The following is an 18,642-nucleotide window of genomic DNA, read 5'->3' as shown; positions in this document are numbered from 1 at the left end:
TCGTGCGGGATGGGGGCGCTCATGCGCTCATTGGCCGGTCTGCGGGAACATGTGCTCGGTCGTCTGATCGGCGAGGCTATCCACCTTGTCCGAGAGCGCCCATCCCCCGACCGCGCCGCCGATCACACCGCCGAGGAACGTTCCGATTCCGGGGCAGATGAGAGTGCCGATGGCTGCTCCCGTGCCAGCCTCGAGAGCGCCAGCCGCGAAATCGAAGCCGGCATGGACCCCTCCGCTTTGCGCTGCGTGCAGTTCGCGTTGCTCGTCGTTCCATTCCGGATGCTCAGCCATGTCCTTGTTGTACGTCTCGGATGCCGAAGCTGCTCCGGTGGCGACCGCCGAGACCACCCCCAGGATGGGGCCACCGACCTTCGCGCCGATCTTCAACGCTCGGGAGCCCTCCGCGAGGTGTGCGGCGGCCTTGGCTCCGTCTAGAGGGTTGTCGAACACCGCATTGGGGTTAACCGCGGCTCTGAGCGCGAGCCCTATGGACCGCTCCTTGACGGGTGCTGGGCCCGCTGCGTGCCGCCCGCCGGTCCCTGTCATGCCCAGAGCATCTGTGAGGCCGAGGAAGTAGTCCCGCGGCCCGACCGTGTTTTCGATTGCTTGCTTGCCTGTAGCGAGAATCAATCCGACCGCAGGCTGGGAGATGACGTCGTTGATCGCTTCTGTCACGCGGACAGCTACATCTCCCGGGTACCGGAGCAGGTGCTGCAAGGCCTTAGCGCAATCAGCGTCGGCGGAGACGACATCAGCGTTGAATTTCGTGATACTGGATTCCAGCCACCTGTGAGGATCTGCGTCAGAGGTGCCGGGAGCATGTGGATCGAGTGGCTGGAGCTCGCCGACCGTGAGGACCTGCGCAGCGATGCGCTCTGCGAGGACTGCGCGGCGCCTGGTGAGGTCGTCGAGCTCCCTCGCGTACGACATCAATGCCGCTTTTGCCGCTGTCGCATCCTGGCCGACGGTTCGGGCAACCGCCACCGACGCTGCCAGGGCATCGGCGAGCTGTTCGGAGTCAGGTGTCTCGAACACTCCTGGCGACGACAAGCCGGACCAGGACGACGTGACGGTGCTCATGGCATCGTCGACAGCGGTGCCTACGCCGTCGAAGGTCCGCGCGGCCTCTTCGACTGATCGCGCTTCGGGGACGTCGGAGAGGTCGGGGAGAGTGGTGGTGTCCGCGGTCATCGCTCTGCCCCGGTCTGGTACGCCTTGGCCATCTCCTCGTCACCGTCGACATAGGCCGAGAGGGCGGTGTTCGTCTGGTCGACGACCGTCCCGACCTTGGTCTTGACGACGTCGATCTGCGTGAGGAGGGGGTTGCGGAGCAGCACCGCCAGGGCGGCGGCCGTCTGAGGCCCCGTTGCCGCGGAAGCACCCTCCACGGCTGACTGGGCCGTCTTCTCGGCGCTCTCCAGACCCGAGAGCCCGTGCTTCACGTTCGTGAGCACGGCCTGCACCGCTGCCGGGTCGATCCGCCAACCGGACGTGTCTGCCATGGTGTTCCCCAGCCACTAGCCGGGCCTATGCCGAGGGCACGTTACATGGACGGCGGCTCTTGTCCGGCGATCTCTCCGAGGGCACAGTCCGATGGCCGGGAGGTGATAGCATCACGCTCGCCGTGCCGTCGCAGTGCTCGGCGTTGGGGTGCAGGTGCCCGGCCGGCGCATACGAAGGCGTACTCTCAGGGGTGGAATGCGCGGGTGCGCGTAGCAGCGGATTCGGCCCTCGCCAGTGACCCTTTCGACGACGTCTCTCCAGCGGTGATGGCCCCGCCGATGAAGGCGCTGAGGAAGGTCCCGCCGCCGGGAGCATCACAGGTCTCTATCGGTGCGTCGCCTCGTGGGGAGCCCGCTTTCGCGGTGGCGGCGGGCGTCGCGATCGATCGGCCTCGCACGTCGAGATCGACTTCGTGCGAGCCCCGCGGGACGAGCCCGAGTCGGCGGCCGGAGGACCGCACGACACGGGCAGGCTCTAGCCCCCAGTCGAGCCGGTACCACCGGGGGAGGAACCGGCGGGGCATGAACCCCATCCCGTAGATGCCGAAGAAGCTCACGATGGTCCCGCCGATGAGAAACGCGTAGAAGAGGGGGCCGTGGACGAGACGGGCAGTGTTCACGATGATCTGTCCCGCGGCGAGCCACCCAGCGCCCAGCGGGACCATGAATGGCATCTTCGACCACCATCGCCACAGACCGGTGTACGCGAGGGCAGAGACGCCCACGGTGATGAGGCAGACGCCGTAGGTCCAGAGGACTCCGTCCGTGCCCACGCCCGTTGTCTCCGAGGAGATCGCGGACGCGTGCACGATGGCAGCGGGTAGGGACGAGATCATCGTGGGGACCAGCACGCCGACATGATCACACAGAGCACCCGGTAGCGGACCGCCCCCATGCTCGCGGCAGGATCCGCCGATGGTTCGCTCATGCTCCGAAGCCGCCTCATTCCGGCGCCCGCCCCGCCCCCGCCGGGACGAACCGGTACCCCATCCCGGGATCCGTGAGCAGGTGCCGTGGGTGCGAGGGATCCGGCTCGAGCTTCTTGCGGAGCTGGGCCACGTAGAGGCGGAGGTAGCCGCTGTCGTTCACGTGGGTCGGGCCCCAGATCTCGGTGAGGAGGGTCTGGCGGGAGACGAGCCGGTCGGGGTTCCGCACGAGCAGCTCGAGCACCTGCCACTCCGTGGGGGTGAGGCGCACGCGCGCGTCGCCGCGGGTGACGACGCGGGCGGCGAGGTCCACCGTCACGTCGGCGAACGACACGGCGGCCGAGCGGTCCTCGTCAGCGGCGGCGCGACGGCCGAGGGCGCGGATCCGGGCGAGCAGCTCGTCGATGGAGAACGGCTTGGTCACGTAGTCGTCGGCGCCCGCGTCGAGGGCCTCCACCTTGTCGGCGGCGCCGGAGCGGCCGGAGACCACGAGGATCGGCGCGGTCGACCAGAGGCGGAGCGCCTGGATCACCTCCACGCCGTCGAGCCGCGGCATGCCGAGGTCGATCATGTAGAGGTCGGGCTTCTCGGCGACGGCCGCGCGGATGGCGGCGGCGCCGTCGTCGGCGGTGACGATGTCGTAGCCGAGGCTCGTGAGGGTGATCCGCAGGGCCCGGAGGATCTGCTGGTCGTCGTCGGCGATGAGGATCTTCACGCGGTCACCTCCGAGGACGTGGCGGCGGGAGCGGCGGCCGAGGACGCGGCCGGAGCGCCCGCATCCGCATCCGGCTCCGCGCTCTCGCGGCACGCCGGCAGCGCCACCACCATCGTGAGCCCGCCGCCCGGGGTGTCCTCCGCGGTGAGCGTGCCGCCCATGCCCTCGGTGAAGCCCTTCGAGAGGGCGAGGCCGAGGCCGAGGCCGGACGCGTTGTCGGTGTCGCCGAGGCGTTGGAACGGCACGAACATGTCGTCGCGGCGCTCCGGGGCGACACCGGGGCCGTGGTCCACGACGCGGACCTCGACCGAGTCCGCGAACGCGCTCGTGCTGAGCCGCACGGGCACGCCCTCGGGCGCGTGGCGGACGGCGTTGCTCAGCAGGTTGACCACCACGCGCTGGAGGAGGCCCGGATCCGCGACCGCGCCGGGCAGGTCGGGCGCGAGGTCGAGCACGGCGTCGGCGGGGCCGAGGTCGAGCTCGTCGAGGGCGGCGAGCACGACGTCGTCGAGGTCGACGTCCATGAGCCGCACGCCGAGCACGCCGGCCTGCACGCGGCTGACGTCGAGCAGGTCGGTGACGAGGTCGGCGAGCGTGCCGAGGCTCTCCTCCGCGGTGGCGAGGAGCTCCTCGCGGTCGCCGTCGGCCCAGGTCATGCCGGGGGAGCGGAGCGCGGAGACGGCGGCGGTCGCGGCGCTGAGCGGGCGGCGCAGGTCGTGGCTGACCGCGGAGAGGAGCGCCGTGCGCACCCGGTCCGTCTGGGCGAGCGGGCCGACCTCGCGGGCGGTGTCGGAGAGGTCGCGGTGCTCGAGCGCGGCGTCGAGCTGCGCCGCGATGACCCGCAGGAGGCGGCGGCCGGACGCCTCGAGATCGTCGCCGTAGAGGGTGAGCACGCCGCGGGATCCCACGGCCACGTCGGTCGCGGCGGCGCCCGTGACGACGCCGTCCCACGCGATGGTCTCGTCGCGGTCGACGAGCTTCACGCCCTGCAGGCCGAACGCCTCGCGGGTGCGGCTGACGAGCGCATGCACGGCGCCCTCGCCGCGGAGGACGGATCCCGACACGGTCGCCAGCAGCTCGGCCTCGGCGGCCGCGCGGCGGGCGACGCGGGCGCGGCGGGCGGCCTGGTCGACGATCCAGCTCACGAGCAGCGCGATCACCACGTAGAGCACGAGCGCGAGCATGTGCATCGGCTCGTCGACCGTGATCGTGTAGAGCGGGTCGATGAAGAAGTAGTCGAGCGTGATGCCCGAGAGCACGGCCGCGAACAGCGCCGGCCAGATCCCGCCGACGAGCGCCACGAGCACCACGAGCAGCTGGTACGAGAGCACGTCGCTCGTGATGGAGTCGTCCGAGCGCGTGGCCGAGAGGAACCAGGTGAGGAGCGGCCCACCGACGAGGGCGAGCAGCGCGCCCATGATCCGGCGCCGCATGCTGAGCGCGCCGCCGCGGATCCGCGGGAGGCGGAAGCGCCCGCCGGCCGCCGCGTGCGTGACGATGTGCACGTCGATGTCGCCCGACTCGCGGATCACGGTGGCGCCGATGCCGGGCCCGGTGGTCGCCGCGGCGAGGCGGCTGCGGCGGCTCACGCCGAGCACGAGCTGCGTCGCGTTGGAGGCCCGCGCGAACTCCACGAGCGCGCGCGGGATGTCGTCGCCGACGACCTGGTGGTAGCTGCCGCCGAGCGAGTCGACGAGCGCGCGTTGGCTGGCGAGCGCCTCCGGGCTGCCGGAGCGGAGGCCGTCCTGGCTGGAGACGTGGACGGCCATCAGCTCGCCGCCGGCCGACCGGGCGGCGATGCGGGCGCCGCGGCGGAGGAGGGTCTCGCCCTCGACGCCGCCGGTGAGCGCCACGACCACGCGCTCGCGGGCCTCCCAGCGGGCGTCGATCCCCTTCTCGTCGCGGTACGCGGCGAGCGCGGTGTCGACCTCGTCGGCGAGCCAGAGGAGCGCGAGCTCGCGGAGGGCGGTGAGGTTGCCGAGCCGGAAGTAGTGGGAGAGGGCCGCGTCGATGCGCTCGGCCGGGTAGACGCGCCCGCCGGCGAGCCGGTCGCGCAGGGCCTCGGGCGCCAGGTCGATGACCTCGATCTGGTGCGCCTCGCGGAGCACGCGGTCGGGGATCGTCTCGCGCTGCGGCACCCCGGTGATCTTCTCGACCACGTCGTTGAGGGAGGCGATGTGCTGGATGTTGACGGTGGAGATCACGTCGATGCCGGCGTCGCGGATGAGGTCGACGTCCTGCCAGCGCTTCTCGCTCCGGCCGCCCGGGGCGTTCGTGTGGGCGAGCTCGTCGACCAGCGCGATGGTGGGCCGCCGGGCGATGACCGCGTCCACGTCGAGATCCGTGATCTCCACCCCGCGGTGCGACACCTCGCGCCGGGGCAGGATCTCCAGCCCCTCGAGCATCGCCGCCGTGGCGGCGCGGCCGTGGGTCTCCACGACCGCGACCACCACGTCGGCGCCCTCGTCGCGCAGCCGCTTGCCCTCCTCGAGCATCGCGTAGGTCTTGCCCACGCCGGGCGCAGCTCCCAGCAGCACCCGCAGTCGACCGCGCTTCATGTCTTCTCTCTCTTGCCCGTGGGGTGCGGGCGTCAGCCGCCGAGGCCGGCGAGCGCGATGTTCAGCTCGAGCACGTTCACGGTCGGCTCCCCGAGGTAGCCGAGGTCGCGTCCCTGCACGTGCTGGTCGACGAGGCGCGCGACCTCCTGCTCGGGGATGCCCCTCGCCTCGGCCACGCGGGCCACCTGCTCCCGAGCGTATTCCGGGCTGATGTGAGGATCGAGCCCGGAGGCCGATGCGGTGAGCGCGTCGGCCGGGATCGACGCCGGATCCACGCCGTCGGATGCGGCGATGGCGGCCTTCCGGTCCGCGATGGAGGAGACGAGGGTGTCGTTCTCCGGGCCGAGGTTGCTGCCGCTGGAGGCGGTCCCGTCGTAGCCGTCGCCCGCGGCCGAGGGCCGGGACTGGAACCACTCCGGGAGGGCCGCGCCGTCGGAGTCCTGGAAGGACTGGCCGATCAGCGAGGATCCGACGACCTGGCCGTCGGCGGAGACGAGCGAGCCGTCCGCCTGCGCGGGGAGCGCGAGCTGGCCGATGCCCGTGACGACGGCCGTGTAGCCGACGCCGAGGACGACGGTGAGGACGGCCATCGCGCGGACGGCGACGCCGGCGGTGCGGAGGGACTGGCGGGGGGAGGACATGCGCTTCCTTCTATCGGTGACGTGAGGTGATCGGGGAGGGGATCAGAAGCCGGGGATCAGGCTGACGACGAGGTCGACGAGCTTGATGCCGATGAACGGCGCGATCACGCCGCCGACCCCGTAGACGAGCAGGTTCCGGCTGAGCACCTTGGAGGCGCTGAGCGGCCGGTAGGCCACACCCTTCAGGGCCAGCGGGATGAGCGCCACGATGATCAGCGCGTTGAAGACGATCGCCGAGAGGATCGCGGATGCCGGCGAGTGCAGCTGCATCACGTTGAGCACCGCGAGCTGCGGGAAGACGCCCGTGAACATCGCGGGGATGATCGCGAAGTACTTCGCCACGTCGTTCGCGATGGAGAACGTGGTGAGCGCGCCGCGGGTGATGAGCAGCTGCTTGCCGATCCGGACGATGTCGATGAGCTTCGTCGGGTCCGAGTCGAGGTCGACCATGTTGCCGGCCTCCTTCGCGGCCGACGTGCCCGTGTTCATCGCGACGCCGACGTCGGCCTGCGCGAGCGCGGGCGCGTCGTTGGTGCCGTCGCCGGTCATGGCGACCAGGCGGCCGCCCTCCTGCTCCTTGCGGATGAGCGCGAGCTTGTCCTCGGGCGTCGCCTCGGCGAGGTGGTCGTCCACCCCGGCCTCGGCGGCGATGGCGCGGGCGGTGAGCGGGTTGTCGCCCGTGATCATCACCGTGCGGATGCCCATGGCGCGTAGCTCCGCGAACCGCTCCTTGAGGCCGTCCTTCACGACGTCCTTGAGGTGCACGACGCCCAGCACGCGGCCGGATCCGTCGGCGTCCTTGGTCGCGACGACGAGCGGGGTGCCGCCGCCGTTCGAGACGGCCTCGACGGTCGCCGTGAGCTCGTCGCGGACGAGCTTCGGCAGCGCGCGGCCGCCCTCCTCGATCCAGGCGAACACGGCCGACGAGGCGCCCTTGCGGACGATGCGGCCGTCGGGCAGGTCGACGCCCGACATGCGGGTCTGGGCGGTGAAGGGCACGTCGACGCCGCGGGGCAGCGTCGCGGTGTCCACGCCCTGGGCGACGGCGAGGTCGACGACGCTGGATCCCTCCGGCGTCGGGTCCGCGAGCGACGACATGGCCGCGGCGCGGGCGAGCTCGTCGCCCGTCACGCCGCCCACCGGGATCAGCTCGCTGGCGCGGCGGTTGCCGTAGGTGATGGTGCCGGTCTTGTCGAGCAGCAGCGTGGTGACGTCGCCGGCGGCCTCGACCGCGCGGCCCGACATGGCGAGCACGTTGCGCTGCACGAGGCGGTCCATGCCGGCGATGCCGATGGCGGACAGCAGCGCGCCGATGGTGGTCGGGATGAGGCAGACGAGCAGCGCGATCAGCACGGGCACGCTCACGGTCGCCGCGGCGTACGAGGCGATCGGGTTGAGCGTGAGCGCCACGATCACGAACACGATGGTGAGGCTCGCGAGCAGGATGTTCAGCGCGATCTCGTTCGGCGTGCGCTGGCGCGACGCTCCCTCGACGAGGCCGATCATGCGGTCGACGAAGGTCTCGCCGGGCTTCGAGGTGATGCGCACGACGATCCGGTCGCTCAGCACCCGCGTGCCGCCCGTGACGGCGCTGCGGTCGCCGCCCGACTCGCGGACGACAGGGGCGGACTCGCCCGTGATGGCCGACTCGTCGATGGAGGCGATGCCCCACACGACGTCGCCGTCGCCCGGGATCGACTCCCCGGCGACCACGACGACCATGTCGCCGAGGGTGAGGTCGGCGCTCGAGACCTCGCGGAGCTCGGCGCGCTGGGCGCCGGGGTCCCCGGAGGCGTCGTAGGACGCGACGACGTGCGCCATGGTGCTGGTGCGGGTCTTCCGCAGGCTGTCGGCCTGCGCCTTGCCGCGGCCCTCGGCCACCGACTCCGCGAGGTTCGCGAAGACGACGGTGAGCCAGAGCCACAGGGCGATCCCCGCGGTGAACGTGGTCGGCACGGAGCTGCCGCCGGAGGATCCGGCGCCGCCCGTGAACGGCTCGGCGATCGCGAGGATCGTGGTGAACGCGGCGCCGACCTCGACGATCAGCATCACCGGGTTCTTCCACATCAGGCGCGGGTCGAGCTTCCGGAACGCGCCGGGGAGCGCCTCGGCGAGCTGCCGGGCGTCGATGGCCCGGGCGCGCGACGCCCGCTGCTCGGAGCCGGCCGCGGGCGCGGTGCCGGTCTCGGGGGTGATGGTGGTCATGATGCGAGCCCTTCCGCCAGGGGACCCAGCGCGAGAACGGGGAAGTAGGTGAGAGCGGTCACGATGACCGTCACCCCGATGAGGAGGCCGACGAACTGCGGCCGGTGGGTGGGCAGGGTCCCCGAGGTGGTGGGGATGCGGTCCTGCGCCGCGAGGGATCCGGCGAGCGCCAGCACGAACACGATCGGGAGGAACCGCCCGAGCAGCATCGCGACGCCGAGCGCCGTGTTGAACCACGGGGTGTTCGCGGTGAGGCCGGCGAACGCGGATCCGTTGTTGTTCGACGCCGAGGTGAACGCGTACACGACCTCGGAGAGGCCGTGCAGGCCGCTGTTGAGGATCGAGGTGCCCTCGACGTCCTCGCGGACGGCCGGGATCGCGAAGCTCAGCGCGGTGCCGAGGAGCACGAGCGTCGGCGTGATGAGGATGTAGAGGCTCGCGAGCTTGATCTCGCGCGGCCCGATCTTCTTGCCGAGGTACTCGGGCGTGCGGCCGACGAGCAGGCCCGCGACGAACACGGAGATCACGGCGAGGATGAGCATGCCGTAGAGGCCCGAGCCGGTGCCACCGGGGGCGACCTCGCCGAGCATCATGTTGAGCATCGGCATCATGCCGCCGAGCGCCGTGTACGAGTCGTGCATCGAGTTGACCGCGCCCGTGGAGGTGAGCGTGGAGGCGGTGCCGTACAGCGTCGATCCGATGATGCCGAAGCGCTGCTCCTTGCCTTCCATCGCGCCGCCGGCGGCCATCGGGGCCGTGCCCGCGCCGTTCAGCTCGAAGATCGTGAGGGCCGTGAGGGAGGCCACGAAGATCGTCGCCATGACGGCCACGATCGCGGTGCCCTGGCGGGTGTCGCCGACCATCTTGCCGAAGGTGCGGGGGAGGGAGAACGGGATGGCGAGCATCAGGATCACCTGGAACGCGCTCGTCCAGGCCGTCGGGTTCTCGAACGGGTGGGCGGAGTTCGCGTTGAAGAACCCGCCGCCGTTCGTGCCGAGCATCTTGATCGCCTCCTGCGAGGCCACCGGCCCGCCCGGGATCGTCTGCGTGCCGCCCGTGATGGTCGCCACGTCCTGGAAGCCCGCGAAGTTCTGGATCACGCCGCCGGCGATGAGGACCACGGCCGTGACGAGCGAGAGGGGGAGCAGCAGGCGGAGGGATCCGCGGATCAGGTCGACCCAGAGGTTGCCGATCGTGCCGCTGCGCGTGCGGGCGAAGCCGCGGACGAGCGCGATCGCCACCGCGATGCCGACCGCCGCCGAGACGAAGTTCTGCACGGCGAGCCCGGCGAGCTGGACCGTGTAGCCCATCACCGCCTCGGGCGAGTACGACTGCCAGTTCGTGTTGGTGACGAACGAGACCGCGGTGTTGAAGGAGAGGCCCTCGGGCACGGCGGGGAGGCCGAGCGAGTAGGGGAGGAACGCCTGGAGGCGCTGCAGCCCGTAGACGACGAGGACGCCGACGAGCGAGAACGCGAGCACCGCGCGGAGGTAGGCGGGCCAGGTCTGCTCGGAGCGGGGGTCCACGCCGATGAGGCGGTAGATGCCGCGCTCCACGCGGGTGTCGTGGCGCGACTCGTACATGCGCGCCATGAGGTCGCCCAGCGGGCGGTGGATGAGGACGAGGACCAGGACGACGGAGGCGACCTGGAGGATCCCGGCGAGCGTGTCCATCAGAACCTCTCGGGCCGGACGAGGGCGTACACGAGGTACACGACGGAGGCGATGCCGAGCACGGCGGCGGCGAGGCCGGCGGCGTCGGCGAACGAGGTGATCACAGCTTCTCCACTCCTCGGCCGACGAGGGCGACGAGGGCGAACAGGACGATGGCGCCTGCGATGTACACGAGGTCGAGCACTGGGGGATCCTCCGTTGAGGGATGCCGCGGCCGGTCGGACGCGGGTGCCCGTCGGGGGCACGGAGGACCACTAGACACCTCGCGATCGGGCGTCCTCACGCATCCATACGGTTCCCTCACGGCCCGGCGGGGAACCTCACGACACTCCTACGCGGGGGTCGGCGGGGCGGATCCCGCACGTCCGCGCGGCTAGCTCTTCTCCTTCGTCTCGGCGCTCGGAGACGCGTGGACTTCGCGGATCAGCGACGGCGTGTTCACACGGTGAGCGAGTGCGCTCCATCACACGAAGCAGGAGGCGTCATGGCGGACAAGCACAGCGCAGCGGGCTACCAGAGTCTGGGCAACGGGGTGTACAGGGTCGGCGCCGTCCGTCGCAGCGCTGTCACGGGACGCTACGTCAAAGAGCTCCGAGATCCGTCCTTCGCAGACAAGCGCCGAAGAAGCGCGAGGCAGGTCCGAGGAACGCCGGAAGTAGCCGGGCCTCAGCGCAGGGTTCGAGTGCTCCTCAGCGCCGCCTCCGCACCGGTCCATCTCCTCGTCACACCCCTCGCTCTCGCGGGCAGTCAGGGGTTTGCGTGTGATCGGGCTGCGTGTTCCATGCGCGGTGCACCTCGCGTGCTGCATGGGCGAGTGGGCTGTCGTCGCCCTCTCCGCTGATCGCAGCCACGAGCGGGTAGGGACAGGTCTGGCGTCAGAGCAGGTCGTCGAACACGCCCCAGCAGATGCTCGACCGGGCTCGCTGGTCGGCGAGCACGGCGTCGCGGAGGTGCGCCGGGATCCGCTCGCGCTGCCACGCCCGCTCGGCGGCGAGGGCGGCGTCGCGTCCGGCGGGCGGGGCGGCGGCGCTCGCCGCGCGGATGGCGTACGCCGCGGCCCCGAGGTCGTGCGCCGCGACATGCGCGACCGCCACGGCCTGCCCGGCCGCGAGCGCCGCGAAGCGCGCGGGATCCGGCAGGCCCTTCCCCGCCGCGTTCGCTCGGAACGCCTGCTGGTGCGCCTCCTTCATCGGCACCTCGCCGCGGATCCAGCCGCGCGCCACCTCGAGCGTCGCGCGCAGGATCGGGTCGTCCGGGCGTTCCGCCTCGAACAGCGGCCGCACGTGATCCGCGCACTCCACGGCCCACAGCGCGAGCAGCCGGTGGTCGTCGTCGGTGAGCGTGCCGCCGCGGCGGACGGTGATGAGGCCGGGGTCGCGCTCCGCGGGGAGGATGGGCATGGGAGGAGCCTGGCAGCGGCCGGACCGTGACACCAGGGTCGGCGCGGAGGTGATCGATCGATCACCTCCGCGGATGTGATCGATCGATCACCCCGCCCACTCCGCCACCACGTCCGACCCGACCTTCACGATCAGCACCGCGACCACCACGATGAACGCGATGCGGATGAAGCGGCTGCCGCGCGCGACGGCCATCCGGGATCCCGCGTAGCCGCCGAGCATGTTGGCGACGCCCATGCCGAGCGCGAGCGCCCAGAGCACGTGGCCCTGCGGGATGAAGAAGGCGAGGGCGCCGAGGTTCGTCGCGACGTTCACGATCTTCGCCTTGGCGCTCGCGAGCACGAAGTCGTAGCCGAGCGCGGTGATGAGCGCGATGATCAGGAACGTGCCCGTGCCGGGTCCGATGAGGCCGTCGTAGAAGCCGATGACCACGCCGAGCAGCGCCGCGATCCCGTGGTGCTTCCGGCCGGTGTGACGGAGCGCGGCGACGTCGCCGAGCCGCGGGCGGGCGATCGTGACGACGGCGACGATGATCAGCGCCACCACCACGAGCGGCTTGAAAACCGACGAAGGCAGCAGCGCCGCGAGGCTCGCGCCCCCGTAGGAGCCGGCCAGCGCGACGGCCGCCATCGGCAGCGCGGTGCGGAGGTCCGGGTGCGTGCGCCGGTACCAGGTGACCGCGCTCGTCGACGTACCGAACAGCGACGCGAGCTTGTTGGTCGCGAGCGCCTCCACCGGCGTGATCCCCGGCACGAGCAGCAGCGCCGGCAGCTGCAGCAGGCCGCCGCCGCCCACGACCGCGTCGATCCAGCCGGCCGCCAGCGCCGCCAGCAGCATGAGCAGCGCGACGGTGAGGGTGATCTCGCCGAGGGATCCGCCGATGTCCACCGGGCGCCGGCTACTCGGCTGGGCCGGCGGCGGACCCGGCGCGCGAGGCGTCCGCCGACTCGAGCGCGACCAGGCGGCGGATCTCGTCCGCGTCCACGTTCACGCCGAAGAGGGAGCGGCCGGGCTCGAGCACGCGGCCGGCCGCGAGCGGACCGATGTCCACGGGGTCGAAGCCGAACGCGTCCACGAGGGCCGCGACCGTCGCGCGCGCCGCGTCGTCGTCGCCCGCGACCGCGATGCCCTTGCGGCCGGGCTCGCCGGACGGCCGCGGCCCCTCGTCGAGGTCGTGGTAGCCCATGTGGTTGAAGGCCTTCACGATCGTCGAGTCCGGGAGGAAGTCCTGCACCAGCTCGCTCGTGGAGGAGGCGGGGTGCGCCAGGTCGTCGCGGTGCCCGTCCACCTCCCACCAGTAGTTCATGGCGTCGACCACGAGCTTCCCGCGGAGCTCGGCGGCGGGCACGGAGGGCAGCTTGCCGAGGGGGAGGGCGAGGATCACGACGTCGGCGCGCGCGGCCGCGTCCGCCGAGGTGGTGGCGACGGCGCCGGGCGCGAGCACCTCGACGATGAGGGCGATGCGCGACGGGTCGCCGGATCCGGAGATGAGGACGGGGTGCCCCGCGGCGACGGCGCGGCGGGCGAGCACCGTGCCGACCTTGCCGGCGCCGAGGATCCCGACGGTCGCCCGGGGCGCCGCTCCCTCGGCGTCGTCGCGGCGGGCGGGGGCGTCGGCGTGCTGCGTCATGCCCCCATCCTCCCCTCCGGCGACGGGCGCGGGCGGCATCATGGCCCGCGCGGCACCGGGCCATGGGCCGCGGGCCGTCCCGAAGGTAGGGTGGCGAGGCGGTCGGGTCCCGTCGTCCCGCCCGCGCATCCGACGGGCCGAGGAGGCGACATGCGCACGATCCCCCATCGCGAGGATCCGCATGGCTGACCGTGCGCTCTACGCCGACGCGGCCTCCGCGCTCGAGCGGGCCACCGCGTCCGGCGACGACCTCTGCGGGCCGCTCGTCGCGGCCATCGGGATGAACGGCGCCGCGGTCTCCACCCTCGGGGATCCGCTCGGCAACGAGACCCTCTGCGCGTCCGACGACCACGCCGCGCGGCTCGACGAGATCCAGCTCGACCTCGGCGAGGGCCCGTGCTGGGTGGCCTTCGCCACCCGCCGGCCGGTGCTCGAGCCCGACGTCCGCGGATCCGACGACCCCACCTGGCCCCTCGCCCGCCAGGCCATGCACGAGAGCGGGCTCGGCGCGGTGTTCGCGTTCCCGCTCGTGGTCGCGGGCCTCAGCCTCGGCGCGGTCGACCTCTACTCCCGCACCGCCCGCGACATCTCCGACCAGCAGGTGACCGACGCGACCGGCCTCACGCGCATCGTCGCGCGCCAGGTCCTCCGCCGCGCGCTCCTCGCCGCCGACGCCCCGCAGGAGGACACTGGATCGTGGGAGGGCCGGTTCTCGCGCCGCGAGGTCCACCAGGCCACCGGGATGGTCGTCGCGCAGATGGGCATCCCGCCGGCCGACGCGCTCCTCGTCCTCCGGGGCCACGCCTTCGCGACGGGGCGCAGCGTGCGCGACGTCGCCGAGGACGTGGTGGGACGGGTCCTCGACTTCACCCCGGACCGCTGATGCGCACCACGGACCACTCACCGCCCGAACGACCCGGAGGGACCACGCCGATGCCGGACACCCGCGAAGGACTGCTCGTCCGCACCTTCGTCAGCCTCGCCGACTCGCTCGTGAGCGACTTCGACGTGCTGGAGCTGCTGCAGACCCTCGTCGATCAGGCCACGCTGCTGTTCGACGCGAGCGCGGCGGGCATCATCATCGGGCCGGACGCCGCGCACCTCGAGGTCGTCGCGTCCACGAGCGAGAGGAGCCGGCTCGTCGGGCTGATGCAGGTCGAGGTCGGCGAGGGCCCGTGCGTCGAGGCCGTGACCACCGGACGGGTCGTGTCCGTCGCGGACGTGCGCGCGATCGCCGACCGCTGGCCGGCCTTCGCGGCGCAGGCATCGGGCGCCGGGTACGTGTCGGTGCACGCGATCCCGCTGCGGCTGCGCGGCGACATCATCGGATCCCTCAACCTCTTCCGCGATCACGAGGGCGTGCTGAACGACGCCGACGCGGTCGCCGCGCAGGCGCTCGCCGACGTCGCGACGATCAGCGTGCTGCAGGAGCGCACCATCCGCGACAGCACCGTCGTGCGCGACCAGCTGCGGCACGCGCTCGACAGCCGCGTGCTCATCGAGCAGGCCAAGGGCGTCATCGCGCACACGCACGGGGTCGACATGGACGAGGCGTTCCGCATGATCCGCCGGCAGGCCCGCAGCACGAGCCAGGCGATGCCCCAGGTCGCCGAGGGGATCGTGGCCGGGCGGATCACCCTGGAGCGGGCGCGGGGCTAGCGTGCGCGGGGGCGCGGGGCAGGTCTCAGGCGAGCGTGCCGTCGAGGATCCGGTCGAGGGTGCCCAGCCCCTCCCACACGTGCGCGTGGATCCCGGCGCGGCGGGCGGCCTCCACGTTCTCGGGCTTGTCGTCGACGAAGACGATCCGCTCGGCCGGGGCGTCGAGGCGCGCGCACGCGAGCGGCCACACGTCCGCGTCGGGCTTCGCCATGCCGATCCGCGCGCTCGTGAGCACGTGCTCGAAGCGCGATCCCCAGCCGTCGCGGTCCTCGAGCACGTCGGCCAGCTCGTGCGGGGCGTTCGAGAGCACGGCGAGCCGGTAGCCGGCGGCGAGGGCGCGGTCGAGGGCGGCGGTCGTCTCCTCGTCGGGCGATCCCCAGCGGCGCTGCTCGATGGCGATCAGCTCCGCGAGGCCGTCGTCCGTGGGGACGTCGGCGCCGACGTCCCGGGCCACCGCCTCCCAGAAGGCCCGGGCGCTCCCGCCCCGGTCGTACTCCTGGCGATGCGCGTCGAAGGCGTCACGCACGCTAGCCTCGGCGTCCTCGCCCGCGACGCCGGCGGGATCCAGCGCCCGGGTCAGCGCGCCGATGTCGTCGGGCCGCGTGATGAGCACGCCGCCGATGTCGAAGAGCAGCCAGGGGATGGCGGGGTCGCGGTTCTCGGGCATGGGGCTCCAGGTGCGGATCGGGGCGGGCGGGTCCTTCGAGCATGCCCGGTCGGGCGGCGCGGCGCGCGCGTCGTCCCGGCCGCCGTGCGGATCCCGTGAGGGTCGCCGCCCCGCGCGCACGGCTTCCGTGAGGGCGGGCGCGGACCGGGCCCCGCGGGGGTAGACCGGAGGCCATGACCCTCACCGCGATCCTCCCGTCGCTCCGCCGCAGCATCCCGGATCCGCTCGCCGCCACGCGCTGGCCCGTCGGCACCACCGCCACCACCACCGACCTGCGGGTCGGCGACGTGTCCCTCGTCGCGCTCGCCGCGGAGCGGGGGACCGCCTGCACCGTGACCGCCGCCGCGGTCGAGCCGGGCAGCAGCGGGCGCGCCTCCGCGACGGCACGCACCTCGGCGGTCGTGCTGCGGATCCTCGCGGTCGCGCCCGCCACCGCCGACGCCCCGCGCGCGATGCTCGTCGACGCGGACATCGCCGGCCTCGCCTGTGCGTGGGAGGAGGCGCGGCTGATCGGCCGGGCGTCGACCGCCGCGGCCCGGCCCGCGGAGATCGGCGGCGCGGCCGTGCGCCTGCCCGCCGACGTGGTCGCGGGCGACCTGGTCGTCGTCCCCGTGCCCGGCGCGGTCGAGGTGCGCGGGATCCGTGTGGTCGACGCGTCTGCGCCCGTGGTCGTGCCGCGTGCGGCGGGCCGGCTCGCGGCGGCTCCGGTGCGCGTCGAGGTGCCGGTGGTGGTGCGGGCGCTGTCGGCTGCGCGCTGATCCGGGTCGGGCCGCGGCCGGCGGGCCGCCTCGCCGCTCGTCGCTCGTCGCTCGCCGCTCGTCGGCCGCCGCCGCTGCGCCGCCCGCCGCCCGTGCGGCTCCCGCCCGGCCCTGTACTACACTCGATCCCGGTGGCGTGTCCGAGCGGCCTAAGGAGCACGCCTCGAAAGCGTGTGTGGGGGAGACTCCACCGTGGGTTCAAATCCCACCGCCACCGCCAGATGGATCCGGCGCCGCGCCTCGCGCGCAGCCCGATCCGCGCGAAGGGCCCCGGGAGACCGGGGCCCTTCGTCGTTCCCGGGCATCTCACCGCGTGCATCTCACCCGGCGCACCCCGGGCGCGCGTCCGCGCGCCGTCGACCGGCCCCGCGGATCCGCCTCAGCGCAGGATCCCGATCTCCCGCGCCGCCGCGACCGCCGCCGTCCGCGAGCTCACGCCGAGCTTCGAGAACACGTGCACGAGGTGCGACTTCACGGTGGCGTCGGTGATGTGCAGGCGCGCGCCCACCTCGGTGTTGGAGGCACCGTCGGCGACGAGCCGGAGCACCTCGATCTCGCGCGACGACAGGCTCACGCGCGGGGCGCGCATCCGGGCGAGGAGGCGGCTGGCGACCGCGGGCGCGAGGGCGCTCTCGCCGGCCGCGGCCGCCCGCACCGCGGCGAGCAGCTCGGCCGGAGGCGCGTCCTTGAGGAGGTAGCCGCTGGCGCCCGCCTCGACCGCGCCGAGGATGTCGCCGTCGCTGTCGTAGTTGGTGAGCACGAGCACGTACGGGGCCGCCTCCACCTGGCGGATCTGCCGGGTCGCGTCGGCGCCCGTGCGCTCCTGGCCGAAGCGGAGGTCCATCAGCACGAGGTCGGGCACGAGCGACGCGGCGAGCTCCACGGCCTCGTCGGGGGTGGACGCCTCGCCCACCACGTCGATGTCGTCGACGACGTCGAGCACGGCGTGGAGGCCGGCGCGGACGACGGGGTGGTCGTCGGCGATGACGATGCGGATCACGAGGGATCGACCTCCAGGATCGCGGTGATGGTGGTGCCCCGGCCGGGCGCGCTGTCGACGTCGAGGCGGCCGCCGAGCTGCTCCACCCGCTGCGCCATCGCGCGCAGGCCGAACGAGTCGGTCGTGCCCGCATCTTCCCCGACGCGCTCCGGGTCGAAGCCCGTGCCGTCGTCGCGCACGATGAGCGTGGCGTGCGCGTCCGTGACGGCGACGCCGATCTCGACGGACCGCGCGTCGGCGTGCTGGGCGACGTTCGCGACGGCGCCCTGCGCGATCCGCAGCAGGGCGGTCTGCACGGCCATGGGGAGCGGCGGGTCGGACGGCGGCACCGCCACGTCGATCCGCAGCCCCTCCCGGCGCCACTGCGCGCCGAGCCGGCCGAGCGCCGCGCCGAGCCCGGCGTCGAGCGACGGCGGAGCCAGCTCCCGGATGAAGCGGCGCGTGTCGGCGAGGCCGTCGGCCGCGGTCGCGCGCGCGAGGCGGATGTGCTCGAGGCCCGGCCGGTCGCCGTCCGCCGCCTCCGCCGCGTGCAGCAGCATCTGGATGCTCGTGAGCCCCTGCGCGACCGTGTCGTGGATCTCCCGGGCGAGCCGCGCGCGCTCCGTCAGCACGCCCTGCTCCCGCTCCGTGGCGGCGAGGAGGCCGCGCGTCGCGATCAGCTCGGCGACGAGCTCCTCCCGCTCGGCGGACTCCCGCGCGAGCGCCCGGTAGCCGAGGCCGATGAGGAGCGCGACGCCCGCGCCGACGAGCGGCCCGATCACGCCGCCGACCGTGAACCCGCCGTGCAGCCCCAGCGCCACCACCGCCACGAGCGTCGCGACGACCACGGCGACCGGCCCGACCACGCGCGGCAGCAGGTGCAGGTAGAGGAAGAAGAGGGGGAAGACGAGGTACGCCGCATCCGGCACCAGCACGAGGAGCGCGATCCACGCGGCGGTGAGCGCGGTGATCCACACGGCCCCCGCGGCGACGCGGCGCGACGGGCGCGCGGCCGGCACGCGCGCGCCGAGCAGGTAGAGCACGGCGAAGGCGGCGGAGAGCGCGAGCGCGGCCGGCATTCGCGGCCCCTCGACGACGAGCACGCGCACCACGACGAGGGTGAGCAGCGCCGCGGAGAGCACGTGCAGCCCCGTGCGGAGTCCGACGAAGACGGGGGTGAGGGTGCTGTGCGCGGCCATTTGCCTGAAGGCTACGGGCGCGAGGCGGGGAGCGGATCAATCGGAAGTTCGATCGGAGGACCGAACTCCTCCCCGATGGATGTGGAGGGCCGGGCGGCGAGGCTCGTCACGGCGGCAGGGAGGGTCCCGG

Annotated in this window: 18 protein-coding genes and 1 tRNA gene; 4 read left to right on the top strand and 15 right to left on the bottom strand. The window is 73.0% G+C overall.

Annotation, left to right across the window (positions count from 1 at the left end; all coding sequences use genetic code 11):
- Positions 1-27 precede the first annotated feature (27 nt).
- The 12 genes from ACU4ZT_RS14615 to ACU4ZT_RS14560 all read right to left on the bottom strand — a co-directional run bounded on the left by ACU4ZT_RS14615 (position 28) and on the right by ACU4ZT_RS14560 (position 13,250).
- Complete coding sequence (locus ACU4ZT_RS14615; RefSeq protein WP_445337438.1) at positions 28-1,191, bottom strand: hypothetical protein; 1,164 nt, start codon at positions 1,189-1,191, stop codon at positions 28-30.
- Positions 1,188-1,502: a DUF6507 family protein gene (locus tag ACU4ZT_RS14610; protein ID WP_445337437.1), complete on the bottom strand. Its 315-nt coding sequence runs from the start codon at positions 1,500-1,502 to the stop codon at positions 1,188-1,190. Before ACU4ZT_RS14610 ends, ACU4ZT_RS14615 begins: the two co-directional genes overlap by 4 nt.
- Before the next feature lie 185 nt (positions 1,503-1,687).
- Complete coding sequence (locus tag ACU4ZT_RS14605; protein ID WP_445337436.1) at positions 1,688-2,353, bottom strand: hypothetical protein; 666 nt, start codon at positions 2,351-2,353, stop codon at positions 1,688-1,690.
- 91 nt (positions 2,354-2,444) lie between these two features.
- Complete coding sequence (locus ACU4ZT_RS14600) at positions 2,445-3,143, bottom strand: response regulator (protein ID WP_445337435.1); 699 nt, start codon at positions 3,141-3,143, stop codon at positions 2,445-2,447.
- Positions 3,140-5,701: a DUF4118 domain-containing protein gene (locus tag ACU4ZT_RS14595; protein WP_445337434.1), complete on the bottom strand. Its 2,562-nt coding sequence runs from the start codon at positions 5,699-5,701 to the stop codon at positions 3,140-3,142. The genes ACU4ZT_RS14600 and ACU4ZT_RS14595 overlap by 4 nt, the downstream gene beginning before the upstream one ends.
- Positions 5,702-5,733: 32 nt before the next feature.
- A complete protein-coding gene (kdpC, locus tag ACU4ZT_RS14590; RefSeq protein WP_063071549.1) occupies positions 5,734-6,342 on the bottom strand; it encodes a potassium-transporting ATPase subunit KdpC in 609 nt (202 codons plus the stop codon).
- A 42-nt stretch (positions 6,343-6,384) separates the two neighbouring features.
- Complete coding sequence (gene kdpB / locus ACU4ZT_RS14585) at positions 6,385-8,547, bottom strand: potassium-transporting ATPase subunit KdpB (RefSeq protein ID WP_445337433.1); 2,163 nt, start codon at positions 8,545-8,547, stop codon at positions 6,385-6,387.
- Positions 8,544-10,220, bottom strand: coding sequence for a potassium-transporting ATPase subunit KdpA (kdpA, locus tag ACU4ZT_RS14580; protein WP_445337432.1), 1,677 nt, complete (start codon positions 10,218-10,220; stop codon positions 8,544-8,546). Before kdpA ends, kdpB begins: the two co-directional genes overlap by 4 nt.
- Positions 10,220-10,324 (bottom strand): K(+)-transporting ATPase subunit F, encoded by a 105-nt coding sequence (kdpF, locus tag ACU4ZT_RS14575; protein WP_063071552.1) that lies wholly within the window; start codon positions 10,322-10,324, stop codon positions 10,220-10,222. Before kdpF ends, kdpA begins: the two co-directional genes overlap by 1 nt.
- A gap of 771 nt (positions 10,325-11,095) precedes the next feature.
- Positions 11,096-11,620, bottom strand: coding sequence for a putative immunity protein (locus ACU4ZT_RS14570; protein WP_445337431.1), 525 nt, complete (start codon positions 11,618-11,620; stop codon positions 11,096-11,098).
- An 87-nt stretch (positions 11,621-11,707) separates the two neighbouring features.
- Positions 11,708-12,508 (bottom strand): sulfite exporter TauE/SafE family protein, encoded by an 801-nt coding sequence (locus ACU4ZT_RS14565; protein ID WP_445337430.1) that lies wholly within the window; start codon positions 12,506-12,508, stop codon positions 11,708-11,710.
- Positions 12,509-12,518: 10 nt separating this feature from the next.
- Positions 12,519-13,250 (bottom strand): NADPH-dependent F420 reductase, encoded by a 732-nt coding sequence (locus ACU4ZT_RS14560; RefSeq protein ID WP_445337429.1) that lies wholly within the window; start codon positions 13,248-13,250, stop codon positions 12,519-12,521.
- Positions 13,251-13,431: 181 nt separating this feature from the next.
- Between ACU4ZT_RS14560 and ACU4ZT_RS14555 the strand changes: the two genes are divergently transcribed.
- Positions 13,432-14,133 (top strand): GAF and ANTAR domain-containing protein, encoded by a 702-nt coding sequence (locus tag ACU4ZT_RS14555; protein ID WP_270981280.1) that lies wholly within the window; start codon positions 13,432-13,434, stop codon positions 14,131-14,133.
- A gap of 50 nt (positions 14,134-14,183) precedes the next feature.
- The gene (locus ACU4ZT_RS14550) at positions 14,184-14,909 is read left to right on the top strand and encodes a GAF and ANTAR domain-containing protein (RefSeq protein ID WP_063071558.1); all 726 of its coding nucleotides are present in this window, start codon (positions 14,184-14,186) and stop codon (positions 14,907-14,909) included.
- A gap of 25 nt (positions 14,910-14,934) precedes the next feature.
- Here the strand turns inward: ACU4ZT_RS14550 and ACU4ZT_RS14545 are convergent, their stop codons facing one another.
- On the bottom strand, positions 14,935-15,576 hold the full coding sequence (locus ACU4ZT_RS14545) for an HAD family hydrolase (RefSeq protein WP_445337428.1): 642 nt from the start codon (positions 15,574-15,576) through the stop codon (positions 14,935-14,937).
- A 173-nt stretch (positions 15,577-15,749) separates the two neighbouring features.
- Between ACU4ZT_RS14545 and ACU4ZT_RS14540 the strand changes: the two genes are divergently transcribed.
- Together ACU4ZT_RS14540 and ACU4ZT_RS14535 are read left to right on the top strand one after the other, a co-directional pair.
- On the top strand, positions 15,750-16,334 hold the full coding sequence (locus tag ACU4ZT_RS14540; RefSeq protein ID WP_414748776.1) for a hypothetical protein: 585 nt from the start codon (positions 15,750-15,752) through the stop codon (positions 16,332-16,334).
- A gap of 130 nt (positions 16,335-16,464) precedes the next feature.
- Positions 16,465-16,554, top strand: a tRNA-Ser gene (locus ACU4ZT_RS14535).
- Positions 16,555-16,713: 159 nt separating this feature from the next.
- Here ACU4ZT_RS14535 and ACU4ZT_RS14530 read toward each other — a convergent pair.
- Together ACU4ZT_RS14530 and ACU4ZT_RS14525 are read right to left on the bottom strand one after the other, a co-directional pair.
- On the bottom strand, positions 16,714-17,334 hold the full coding sequence (locus ACU4ZT_RS14530) for a response regulator (RefSeq protein ID WP_063071561.1): 621 nt from the start codon (positions 17,332-17,334) through the stop codon (positions 16,714-16,716).
- The gene (locus ACU4ZT_RS14525) at positions 17,331-18,512 is read right to left on the bottom strand and encodes a sensor histidine kinase (protein WP_445337427.1); all 1,182 of its coding nucleotides are present in this window, start codon (positions 18,510-18,512) and stop codon (positions 17,331-17,333) included. Before ACU4ZT_RS14525 ends, ACU4ZT_RS14530 begins: the two co-directional genes overlap by 4 nt.
- Positions 18,513-18,642 lie beyond the last annotated feature (130 nt).

Source organism: Clavibacter davisi (assembly GCF_052751415.1).
The sequence above is the reverse complement of the archived record's forward strand: the minus strand, read 5'-3'. Positions and strand labels throughout refer to the sequence as shown.

Bases quoted from the DNA above. Each gene is read 5' to 3' on its own strand.
- ACU4ZT_RS14545 (WP_445337428.1), bottom strand. From the start codon at position 15,576: ATGCCCGAGAACCGCGACCCCGCCATCCCCTGGCTGCTCTTCGACATC.
- ACU4ZT_RS14525 (WP_445337427.1), bottom strand. From the start codon at position 18,512: ATGGCCGCGCACAGCACCCTCACCCCCGTCTTCGTCGGACTCCGCACG.
- ACU4ZT_RS14560 (WP_445337429.1), bottom strand. From the start codon at position 13,250: ATGACGCAGCACGCCGACGCCCCCGCCCGCCGCGACGACGCCGAGGGA.
- kdpA (WP_445337432.1), bottom strand. From the start codon at position 10,220: ATGGACACGCTCGCCGGGATCCTCCAGGTCGCCTCCGTCGTCCTGGTC.
- ACU4ZT_RS14550 (WP_063071558.1), top strand. From the start codon at position 14,184: ATGCCGGACACCCGCGAAGGACTGCTCGTCCGCACCTTCGTCAGCCTC.
- ACU4ZT_RS14595 (WP_445337434.1), bottom strand. From the start codon at position 5,701: ATGAAGCGCGGTCGACTGCGGGTGCTGCTGGGAGCTGCGCCCGGCGTG.
- kdpB (WP_445337433.1), bottom strand. From the start codon at position 8,547: ATGACCACCATCACCCCCGAGACCGGCACCGCGCCCGCGGCCGGCTCC.
- ACU4ZT_RS14540 (WP_414748776.1), top strand. From the start codon at position 15,750: ATGACCCTCACCGCGATCCTCCCGTCGCTCCGCCGCAGCATCCCGGAT.
- ACU4ZT_RS14570 (WP_445337431.1), bottom strand. From the start codon at position 11,620: ATGCCCATCCTCCCCGCGGAGCGCGACCCCGGCCTCATCACCGTCCGC.
- ACU4ZT_RS14555 (WP_270981280.1), top strand. From the start codon at position 13,432: ATGGCTGACCGTGCGCTCTACGCCGACGCGGCCTCCGCGCTCGAGCGG.
- kdpC (WP_063071549.1), bottom strand. From the start codon at position 6,342: ATGTCCTCCCCCCGCCAGTCCCTCCGCACCGCCGGCGTCGCCGTCCGC.
- ACU4ZT_RS14610 (WP_445337437.1), bottom strand. From the start codon at position 1,502: ATGGCAGACACGTCCGGTTGGCGGATCGACCCGGCAGCGGTGCAGGCC.
- ACU4ZT_RS14615 (WP_445337438.1), bottom strand. From the start codon at position 1,191: ATGACCGCGGACACCACCACTCTCCCCGACCTCTCCGACGTCCCCGAA.